The sequence below is a fragment of the Thioalkalivibrio sp. genome, assembly GCF_041690275.1.
In the GTDB taxonomy this organism is placed as follows: Bacteria; Pseudomonadota; Gammaproteobacteria; order Ectothiorhodospirales; family Ectothiorhodospiraceae; genus Thioalkalivibrio.
Genome location: NZ_JAWLHP010000011.1, coordinates 52398 through 58522, shown reverse-complemented (window position 1 = coordinate 58522; position 6125 = coordinate 52398). Strand labels below are relative to the sequence as shown.

At 67.0% G+C, this 6125-nt stretch carries 4 protein-coding genes; 3 read left to right on the top strand and 1 reads right to left on the bottom strand.

Going from position 1 to position 6125, the window contains the following annotated elements:
- Positions 1-701: 701 nt before the first annotated feature.
- Positions 702-1763 (bottom strand): DUF3179 domain-containing protein, encoded by a 1062-nt coding sequence (locus ACESMN_RS03585; RefSeq protein WP_373052214.1) that lies wholly within the window; start codon positions 1761-1763, stop codon positions 702-704.
- Positions 1764-2464: 701 nt separating this feature from the next.
- On the opposite strand from ACESMN_RS03585, the gene ACESMN_RS03580 reads away from it, so the two are divergent.
- Genes ACESMN_RS03580 through ACESMN_RS03570 form a run of 3 tightly spaced genes read left to right on the top strand, consistent with a single transcriptional unit; the run spans position 2465 to position 5930 of the window.
- Positions 2465-3886, top strand: a complete 1422-nt coding sequence (locus ACESMN_RS03580) for a glycoside hydrolase 100 family protein (protein ID WP_373052213.1) — start codon at positions 2465-2467, stop codon at positions 3884-3886.
- Positions 3883-5406 (top strand): NAD(P)/FAD-dependent oxidoreductase, encoded by a 1524-nt coding sequence (locus ACESMN_RS03575; RefSeq protein WP_373052212.1) that lies wholly within the window; start codon positions 3883-3885, stop codon positions 5404-5406. Before ACESMN_RS03580 ends, ACESMN_RS03575 begins: the two co-directional genes overlap by 4 nt.
- Positions 5406-5930, top strand: a complete 525-nt coding sequence (locus ACESMN_RS03570; protein WP_373052211.1) for a hypothetical protein — start codon at positions 5406-5408, stop codon at positions 5928-5930. The genes ACESMN_RS03575 and ACESMN_RS03570 overlap by 1 nt, the downstream gene beginning before the upstream one ends.
- Positions 5931-6125: the final 195 nt, after the last annotated feature.

The window sequence follows — 6125 nt, the reverse complement described above, 5'->3', positions numbered from 1 at the left end:
ATGGTCGGCGGGACATGCAGTCGGTGCTGGCCCGCAGGCTCCTCGGGGCCTGATCCATCAGTCGGTTTGTTCACGCGCTCGGCCCTCGGGGTCGGACCAGGCCAACTGTTTGTTTTCGCCAGGAGATGGGCCGATTTTACTGGACATTTCGGGGCTTGACGGCATGTTTTTGGTTCCAAAAAGGGGTTCCAACGCGGCAGAGGTCCGCCATGGCCCGCGTGAAGGTCGCGGTGCCGGTTCCGGTTGATGGGGTGTTCGAGTATGGGGAGGTGCCGTGGTTGGGCCGGTTTCCGATGAGGCTGAAGAACTCGCCGTGGCGGTCGCCGGACGAGCTGTGTCGGTCCGACGGCGTTGTGTGATCGATTCAGGCCCGGGAATGTCGCCCAAGGGGCTGGCCTCCCGCGGTGCTTGGCCCGGTCCCTGCGGGGCCAGCCTGCGCGCGAACGCGCCGTGGGGAGGCCTTGGAATCGCCCACCCCGTGGGGGAAGGCGTGGGAGCGGCCTCCGGCCGCGATGGTCCCAGTCGCTTAACGCAGCGCGGCATCGCGGCTGGTGGCTGCCTCAAGGGGACCGCTGGATCGCGGCTGGAAGCCGCTCCTACGAGTACCTGGGGGGGACTTGCTTGGTGATGTTGCCCGGGAGGTCAGCCTCCCGTGGGCGGTTCCGTCCCGGCGGCGCGACCTTGTGGTCGCGCCGCTCGGCTCACATGACCGCGACGACGTCCGGATAGTAGCCCGCCCAGGCGAACCAGTTGGCCGGGAAGCCGTTTACAGGCTCGGTCCCGTCGATCGCGCCACTGGCGATGCGGTCCGGAAAGCCGCCGGACAGGCTCGGTGTGCGGGACATGCTGCCGCGGTAGACATAACCGATATCCAGTGCCGGGTCGTAGAGCGCGGTGAAGGTCTGGCCCCCCGCGTCGGCCTGCAGGCGCCCCTCCTGCCGCAGGCGGTCCAGGCTGAAGGCGACCGCCTGGTCGGTTGTCCGTGCACCGACGAAGATCGCCTTCGGCGCGGCGCGGTCATCGCTGTTCAGCGGCGGGAACATCGGGGGCTCGTTCTCCGCATAGTAGCCGGAGACCGGGTTGTAGCTGCCGTAGGGGTCGCGGTTGTAATCGCGCCCGAACTCGGTGGGCCGTGCCATCACCCGTGTCTCCGGGTGCAGGGCCCGCCACTGGCCCCAGGTGGTCCAGACAATCGGCCGTTCGACGAAGGCACGACCGTAGTGTGCCCCCTCGACGCCCACTCCGAGCATCTGCGGGAAATAGGACAGGCTGGAGGAGTCCGCCACCGTGAGATTGCTGTTCACGAGCTTGCCGGAGACCTGGAACACCTCGGAGCCGCGCTCGATGGCGAGGATGTCTCCGACCATCGGGCAATAGGTGATGGCCACCGGCAGTCCCCCGACCTCGTCGTTCACGACCTCGTGCCAGACAAGGATCCGTTGTGGATAGGCCCGCACATCGCCCTCGTGGACGAAGCCGAAGACGATGTCACCGTCATCGAGCCATTCGCTGGCCTCGCTCGCGCTGGTGAAATCCGGGCCCTCGACCTTGGGAATGCCGTCGAGCCCCACGTTGGTCTGCTTCAGGTCGCCGGCATACACATCGAGCGTCAGTGGCGCATATCGTTGCTCATCCATAACCGGGAAACGGGGATCCGCGGCGAGTGTCCGCTGCCGGGTGCTGGTGCATCCGACGATGGCCATGCCGCCAAGACCGGCAGCGCCGCGCAAGACCCACCGGCGCGAAACATTCATATCCAGCATCTTCAGACCCTCCTGCCGTTTGCTCACTGATGAAGCCGTTCGGTGACGGGGTCGCGCCAACATTGGGTGCCGGCTGCAACATCCTGCATCGACTGTCTGCCGGCATGACCGGTCGCGTCGAGTCACCTCGTGCGAACGCCTTCGTGTACCTGATGGCCGTCTTCCCGGGCGGTGAGCCACTGCCGCGGTTCTTGACGACCTGAGCAGGAGTAAAGCACTGCGCGAGCGGTGGAACCCTACGCAGTAACCCCTAACGGGTGCTGATGAATCGGTGATCGCTAGGAGCGGAGCCGTCGGCCGCGAGCGGGGTGCCACGGGACGTCGCGATCCGTGACGCGCAGTCTTGTCAGGGGCTTCCCGGATTATTCGCTTCGCTCGCCGTTGCGGCCGCCCGGGTGCAGCGGGCTCCCTTCGTCGTGCCTCCCCAGCCGCGCCTCCCAGTACCGCGCTCCGGCCCTGGCCCGCAGGCAGGGGAGGGGGCCTTTCGTCCTTCGGGCCGGGCGTGTCGGGAGGATCGTTAGGCGTTCCTACGTAGGGTCTGCGGGGCCTCGGGATGATTGACTGGACTCGGGTCCCCTGGGTACGTGGTCGTTCCCGGGGCATTCGTGCAGCCGGCCCGGTGCTGGCGGGCATGCCTGGACGGGGCCGCCGGTGGTCGTTTCGGCAGGAACGGTGCCGGCGTGCCGAGGATGCATGGGGCGATGACACAAACGGTCTACGACAACGCGTGGCGACTTCTGGATGCAGCGGTAATCCATCTCGATGGCCGTGCTGTGGGGACAGTCGCCGCGCGCGATACCATCGTGCAGGAGATCAACTACGACCAGGTCTTCACCCGGGACTTCGCCGTCTCGGCCTTCGCGTACCTGCTCGCCGGGCGATCGGAGATCGTCGCCAACTTCCTGCTGCAGATGGTGCGATTGCAGCGCACCGAGCGCGAATTCGACTGCTTCAAGCCCGGCGAGGGCCTGATGCCGGCGAGCTTCAAGGTGGCCGCCGTCGGGGGCGAGGACCGCCTGGTGGCGGATTTCGGCGAGCACGCGATCGCACGTGTACCGCCGGTCGATTCGGGTTTCTGGTGGCTGATGGTGCTGCGCGCCTACGTGCGGACTACCGGCGACCGGGCACTGGCCGAGCGCGATGACGTGCAGGCGGCGATCCGCATGGTGCTGGATCTCTGCCTCACTACCCGCTTCGACATGTTCCCGACCATGCTGGTGCCGGACGGCTCCTTCATGATCGACCGGCGAATGGGGGTGTACGGGTATCCGATCGACGTGCAGGCGCAGTTCTTTTCCGCGCTGCAGGCGGCCCACGGCCTGCTGGTGGATTCCTCGGAAAATGGCCGCTACATCGACGCCGCGCGGACGCGGCAGGAGCATCTCGCCTATCACATCCGCACCTACTACTGGCTCGACCTCGAACAGATCAACCGCATGTACCGGTACGGGGTGGAGGAATACGGGAAGACCGCGGTCAACCAGTTCAACATCTATCCCGAGACCATCCCGCCGTGGCTCACGGACTGGCTGCCGGAGGCGGCCGGGTATTTCGCGGGCAACCTCGGGCCCGCGCGGATGGATTACCGCTACTTCGCCCAGGGCAACCTGCTCGCGGTCCTTACCGGTCTCGCCACGGAGCCGCAGTCCGCGGCCGTGGTCCGGTTGCTGCGCGAGCGGTACGACGACCTCGTGGGCGAGGTGCCGCTGAAGCTCAGCTTCCCCGCGCTGGAGGGTCAGGACTGGGCCGTCCTGACCGGCATGGACCCGAAGAACCGGGCCTGGTCCTACCACAACGGAGGCAACTGGCCGGTGCTGCTGTGGCTGCTGGCCGGCGTCTGCGTGCGCACCGGTGCAATGGATCTTCTGGAGTCGGCGCTGCACTCGGTGGAATCGCGTCTGGTCCGCGACGAGTGGCCGGAATACTACGACGGTCGGCGCGGCCGCCTGGTCGGCCAGCAGGCGCGCAAGTGGCAGACCTGGAGCGTCGCCGGCTATCTGGTCGCGCGCCAGCTGGTCCGGGACCCCGGCTGTCTCCAGCGCCTGGGCTTCGACGGCACCGCGACCAGCGCGTCATGCGGCGCGCTGTCACCACCGGCCGGGGACGCGGGGGAGGCACCATGACCGGCGCTTCCCCTGGTGCTCCGCTGGCGAACGATTCACTGGAGAACGACATGAATGGCGACACCGCACAGCAGGACGAGGGCAGACCGCGGGTGGTGATACTGGGCGCGGGCTTCGCCGGTCTGAGCGCCGCGCTCGCACTGGCACGTCATCCGGTCGACGTGGTGGTCGTGGACCGTCACAACTACCACCTGTTCCAGCCGTTACTCTACCAGGTAGCCACCGCCGCATTGTCGCCGGCCGACATCGCGGCACCGATCCGCGGCATCGTCGGCCGGTTCCCGAACTGCAGCGTGCTGCTGGACTCGATCGCGGGCGTCGACCGCCAGGCGCGGGAGGTGTTGACCGAACGCGGCCGGCGCGTCGGCTACGATCACCTCATTGTCGCGACCGGCGCCACTCACAATTACTTCGGGAACGACCACTGGCGGGAGGCGGCGCCCGGTCTCAAGCGCATCGAGGACGCAACGGAACTGCGCCGCAGGATCCTGATGGCCTTCGAGCTGGCCGAAATGGAGGAGGATCCGGACGAGCGTGACGCACTGATGACCTTCGTGGTGGTGGGCGGCGGACCCACGGGCGTCGAGATGGCGGGTGCCCTTGCGGAACTCGCGCGCTACACGCTGGCCCGGGACTTCCGCCACATCAGGCCCGAGGGAACCCGGGTGGTGCTGGTGGATGCCAACGACCGGCTTTTGCGCATGTTTCCCGAACGGCTGTCCCGTAAGGCGGCCCGCGCGTTGACGAAGATCGGCGTCGAACTGGTGATGAACTGCCGCGTGGACGGGATTGATCAGCACAGCGTGAGTCTGGGTGAACGCAGGATCAACACGCGCACGGTCGTCTGGAGCGCGGGCGTGAAGGCCTCGGACGCGGGAAAGTGGCTGGGCGTCGAGACCGACCGGTCGGGCCGGGTGCCGGTAGACCCGTTTCTGCGCCTGGAAGGCGATCCGCGTGTCTACGTGATCGGCGACGTGGCCAGCCACCAGAGTACGGCCGGCAAGGTCACGCCCGGGCTCGCCCCGGCAGCCAAGCAGATGGGGCTTTACGTGGCGCGCGCGATCGCCCGCCATGCTCGCGGAAGGCCCCTGGGAGCACCGTTCCGCTATCGCGATATGGGTCAGCTGGCGACGATCGGCCGGCATTCGGCGATCTGCGACTTTGGGCGGGTCACGGTGTCCGGCTATCCCGGCTGGTGGCTGTGGGGAGGCGCTCACATCTACTTCCTGATCGGCTTTCGCAACCGGCTGGTGGTTGCCGCCAACTGGTTCTGGTCCTACCTGACCTTTGGTCGCGGGATACGCCTGATCACCGGCGATATCGGGGCGAAGGGTCTCCGGGGCCGGAATGACAAGGTGGGAGACGAAGTGCTGGAGGCGGCGGCGGAAGAAGGACGGGGACAGATCTATAAATCTGTCCCCGGCGCCGTCCCCGGGGCCGGACGTTTCCCCGGGACCGGGACGGCTGTGCCCGGGAGGGCCGTCCCCGAGAGGGCTAACGCGGTATCGAGGTCTCAGTAATGGACGAGCGTGTAATGGATTCCCTTCAGGACGCGATCGGGCAGTTCAAGGAGGGGGCGCGTCTGCAGTACGCGGAGGGCCAGCGGCTGGCTCGAAGAACTGCGCAGATCGTGCGCTGGTCCACGATCGGCATGATCCTGCTCGGCGTCGGTCTGATGGTGCTGCTGCTGACGCTCACGCAGAGCCTGGCGCTGATCACGGATCGCATGGATGGCATGCACGGGCACACGGAAGCAATGAGCCAGGAGTTCCGCAGCGTGAGCCGGGACATGACCCTGATCGTGGAGGACATGAAGAAAATATCCGGAAACATGGAGGCCATCTACGAGGAGATCAATCTGGTCCCCACGGAGATGGACCGCCTGAATGGCACGGTGGTGGGGCTGGGCTCGGATGTAATGGCGATCTCGCAGGACTTCCAGCGGATGAACGGGCAGCTGAACGGCATCAGCCAGTCCATGGTCCGGATGACGCAGGACACCGGCCAGATGTCGCGGCCGATGCGGATGTTGCCCTGGCCCTGACGCACCCGAGGGATGGCGGTGGCGGGGCGGGGTGGGGTGCTTGGGCGGCTCTGCGGCGATGTGGTTTAGGTGCGATGGTGGGCCCGCTGCGCTTGGCCCACCCTACGGGTTGGCGATGTTGGGTGCGATGGTGGGGCCGCTGCGCTTGGCCCACGTTACGGTTTGGCGGTATCTGGGGCGATGGTGGGCCCGCTG